Origin of the sequence: Pseudoalteromonas ulvae UL12 (assembly GCF_014925405.1) — a bacterium.
In the GTDB taxonomy this organism is placed as follows: domain Bacteria; phylum Pseudomonadota; class Gammaproteobacteria; order Enterobacterales; family Alteromonadaceae; genus Pseudoalteromonas; species Pseudoalteromonas ulvae.
The window spans coordinates 1-4,105 of record NZ_AQHJ01000025.1; the positions used below are offsets into that span (position 1 = coordinate 1).

General features: G+C 43.6%; 4 protein-coding genes. All 4 read right to left on the bottom strand.

Annotated features, from left to right (window positions below; genetic code table 11):
• Nucleotides 1–399: UDP-N-acetylglucosamine 2-epimerase (locus tag PULV_RS07330; RefSeq protein WP_193331334.1), on the bottom strand; the 399-nt coding region annotated here is incomplete at its 3' end.
• A gap of 101 nt (nt 400–500) precedes the next feature.
• Complete coding sequence (gene galU / locus PULV_RS07335; protein WP_193331335.1) at nt 501–1,433, bottom strand: UTP--glucose-1-phosphate uridylyltransferase GalU; 933 nt, start codon at nt 1,431–1,433, stop codon at nt 501–503.
• A 568-nt stretch (nt 1,434–2,001) separates the two neighbouring features.
• On the bottom strand, nt 2,002–3,345 hold the full coding sequence (locus tag PULV_RS07340) for a UDP-glucose dehydrogenase family protein (RefSeq protein WP_193331336.1): 1,344 nt from the start codon (nt 3,343–3,345) through the stop codon (nt 2,002–2,004).
• 10 nt (nt 3,346–3,355) lie between these two features.
• Nucleotides 3,356–4,105 (bottom strand): nucleotide sugar dehydrogenase (locus PULV_RS07345; protein ID WP_193331337.1); only part of this gene is annotated, 750 nt, incomplete at its 5' end.

Genomic DNA, 4,105 nt, shown 5'->3' on the forward strand with positions numbered 1-4,105 from the left:
TTCTGGCCAAGGTGAGCTTAAATTACCGGTGCGTAAACCTGCTTCTACATGCCCAACTGGAATTTGCTGATAAAACGCGGCCAAGCTTGCCGAAAGCGTGGTGCTGGTGTCACCGTGCACTAACACGATGTCGGGTTTAAATTCTTCTAAAATCGGCTTTAAGCCCAATAAAATATTGGTGGTGACATCGTATAAGCTCTGACCCGGTTTCATGATGTTCAGGTCGTACTCTGGCACAATATCAAAGAGTTCAAGTACTTGGTCGAGCATTTCGCGGTGCTGTGCGGTCACACACACTTTGGCATCTATTCCCTCTGCATCATTGAGCGCTTTGACGAGTGGGGCCATTTTTATTGCTTCGGGGCGCGTGCCAAATACGCTTAATACCTTAATTGTCATTATGTTACCTGTTTTATAAATTGCTAAATATGTTACTCAGTTTGACTGCTATCTCGCCGTTTTGTACCAACCAGCTAGCGGCTTTACCTTAACTTTGAAAGTTAGGCGTTATCAGTTTGTTTGCTGTTTACTTTGGCGTTTTCGATGGCCAGTAGGCTGTGTAAACCTGCTTTGAAGTCATCACCTAATGAACAGCACTGCATGGCGTATTCTACGTTTGCCAGCATGTAACCAATTTTTGAGCCGCAATCGTGCGACTTACCTTTTAAGTGGTAGGCTTCGATGGTTTCGAGCAAACGTAACTGATGCAATGCATCGGTGAGTTGAATTTCGCCGCCAGCGCCTGGTGGGGTAAATTCAAGTAAATCCCAAATCGCTTGCGACAATACATAACGGCCAGTAATGGCTAAGTTACTTGGTGCTTCGTCGATGGCGGGTTTTTCAACCATATCAGATATGACAGCGTTGTCACCTGCAGAAATTACAGCACCCTTTAAATCGACGACACCATACTGATTCACTAACTCGTGCGGGACTGGCTCAACCATAATTTGGTTGGCGCCCGTTTGCTCAAAACGATTGATCATTTGTGCAAGGTTGTCGGTTTTTAAATTTGATTTGTATTGATCGATGATGACATCAGGTAACAGTACCGCAAACGGTGCGTCGCCAACAATGGGGCGCGCGGCTAATACAGCATGGCCTAAACCCAGTGGTGCAGATTGGCGCACTGAAATAATAGTGACATCTTTTGGTACTATTGAGCGTACTTCGTCTAAGAGGCTACGTTTTACGCGAGCTTCTAGCGTGGCCTCTAACTCAAAGCTGGTATCAAAGTGGTTTTCGATGGCGTTTTTTGAAGCGTGGGTGACTAATACAATTTCTTTAATGCCCGCAGCAACGGCTTCGTTGACGACATACTGGATAAGTGGTTTATCAACCAGTGGTAGCATTTCTTTTGGCGTGGCTTTGGTTGCTGGCAACATGCGCGTGCCTAAGCCTGCAACAGGGAGAACAGCTTTTTGAACTTTCATAGAAGCACCTGTAATAATTTTTCAATCATAACAGGGACGCATTACATCTGAGGTAACGAATATCCCTATTCTATTTTGCTGATTGGTTTTGCATCGCGAGCGTACCTGCTCGCTAAATAATGGCGGCAATTGTACGGAAACACTGCAAAAACAGCAACAACAATTTAAGCTTTTAGTATGGTTTTTTTATTACAGAAGATTACATTATTTTATAAATGGTATAAAAAAGTAATATATACAAATTTATGATCTTGTAATCAATCAGTTATAAATTTGAGTTTAAAATTGCTAAATATTAAGCTCTGACTGAATTACTGCATAAAACACAATATTAACCATAATAATAACCACAGCTTTTTATGGCTATTACATGATGTTATCAAGCGCTGTGCCATAAAACCTTTCAACAACTAGGTTAACTAATTGTTCTATAATGAAAAAACAAATCTAATCAGTCTTTATCATTACAGGCAATGAAAAACCCCAACTTAATGACTGGATTAAGTTGGGGTTTTATCTAACAAATATCAAAACTGGCAAAATAGCCAAAACTGCTTGTTTGCTGTTGTTAGCGCGCTAAACGGCCAATAGACCAATAAACGATGCCTTTCTTGTGCATGCGAGTGGGCTCAAACAAGTTACGACCATCAAATATCACCGCCTCACTCAGTTGCTCTTTAATCAATGAAAAGTCTGGTGCTTTGAAGTTTTGCCATTCAGTACAAATAATCAACGCATCGGCATTATTAAGGGCTGATTCTTTAGTGCCCATTAGGCTTAAATCTGGGCGGCTACCATAAATACGCTGAGTTTCTTCCATTGCTTCGGGGTCGTAGGCTTGCACTTTTGCGCCAGCTGCCCACAGTTGCTCCATCAATACACGGCTTGGTGCTTCGCGCATATCGTCTGTATTGGGTTTAAAGCTTAAACCCCACAGTGCAAAGGTTTTACCGCTTAAATCTTTGCCATCAACACCTACACCATAGTGTTTGCTGATGTATTCAAACAGTTTATTTTTTTGTGCATAGTTAACAGATTCGACTGCTTTTAGAATTTGTGATTCATAACCAATGCCATCGGCCGTGCGCACTAAGGCTTGCACGTCTTTTGGAAAACACGAGCCGCCATAACCACAGCCTGGGTAAATAAACTGAAAACCAATGCGCGAATCTGAGCCTATGCCTTGGCGTACGTGCTCAATGTCGGCCCCTACGCGCTCGGCAATATTGGCCATTTCGTTCATAAAGCTGATTTTGGTGGCAAGCATGCAGTTAGCAGCGTATTTGGTGAGCTCTGCACTTTTAATGTCCATCACAATGATTTTTTCGTGATTACGGTTAAAGGGAGCGTAGAGTTCGCGCATTAACTCTTCGGCATCGGCTGAATCGGTACCAATTACAATGCGGTCTGGGCGTTTGCAATCGCTGACGGCTGCGCCTTCTTTTAAAAACTCTGGGTTTGATACCACAGAAAACTCAAGGTTGGAGCCACGCTCATCAAGCACGCTTTGTACTTGGGCGCGTACTTTGTCGGCCGTGCCCACTGGCACAGTTGATTTATCAATAATAACTTTAGGGCTATTCATGTGGGTGGCGATGGTTTCGGCCACTTTTAATACGTATTTTAAATCTGCAGAGCCATCTTCGTCTGGCGGCGTGCCTACAGCTATAAACTGTAAATCACCAAAATTAACGCCAAACTCGGCATCAGTGGTAAAGGTTAAGCGCCCTTCTGCAAAGTTTTTTTCGACCAACGGCGTTAAACCCGGCTCATAAATAGGAATAATGCCCTTTTTAAGGTTTTCGATGCGGGTTTCGTCAATATCGACACAGCATACGTCGTGACCGGCATCGGCCAATACGGTTGCTTGTACTAAACCAACGTAACCAATACCGTAAAATGTTACTTTCATCTTAATTCCTTTAAATAATTCCGCGTGTATCAATAACCACTTTTGACGCAAACTGTGCTTTGTCTGCCGCTTTAAATTGTTTATGGTCAACCAGCACCACTATCACATTAGCTTTTTCAAGTGCAGTGTCGAGCGTGACTAATTCAACGTTTGTGCCTTGCATTTTGGCAGGCAGTGCATGGATGTTTGGCTCGACCGCTAAAATCTCACCTATGTTTGAGCCCGCAAGCTCTTGTACAATTTGTAGGGCTGGGCTTTCGCGTAAGTCGTCAATGTCGGCTTTAAAGGCCAAACCTAAACAGGCGATGACAGGTTTTTTAAATTGGTCGGCCGCTTGGGTGATTTGGTCAATCACGTAGTAAGGTTTGGCATCGTTAGTTAAACGTGCTTGACGAATTATTTTTGCTTCGTCTGGGCAGCTATCCACAATAAACCATGGGTCAACAGCAATACAATGACCGCCTACACCTGGGCCTGGGTTTAAAATGTTCACTCGTGGGTGGCGATTAGCCAGTTTAACGAGTTCCCACACGTTGATTTTTAGCTTGTCACAAATCACTGATAGTTCATTGGCAAAAGCAATGTTGACATCACGGAATGAGTTTTCGGTGAGTTTGGCCATTTCTGCGGTGCGGGCATTTGTCACAATACACTCGCCGCGGACAAATGTTTCGTACAGTTCAACGGCTTTGGCACTACAGGCTTTGCTCATGCCACCAATGACACGGTCGTTTGAGACCAGCTCTTGTAGTACATAACC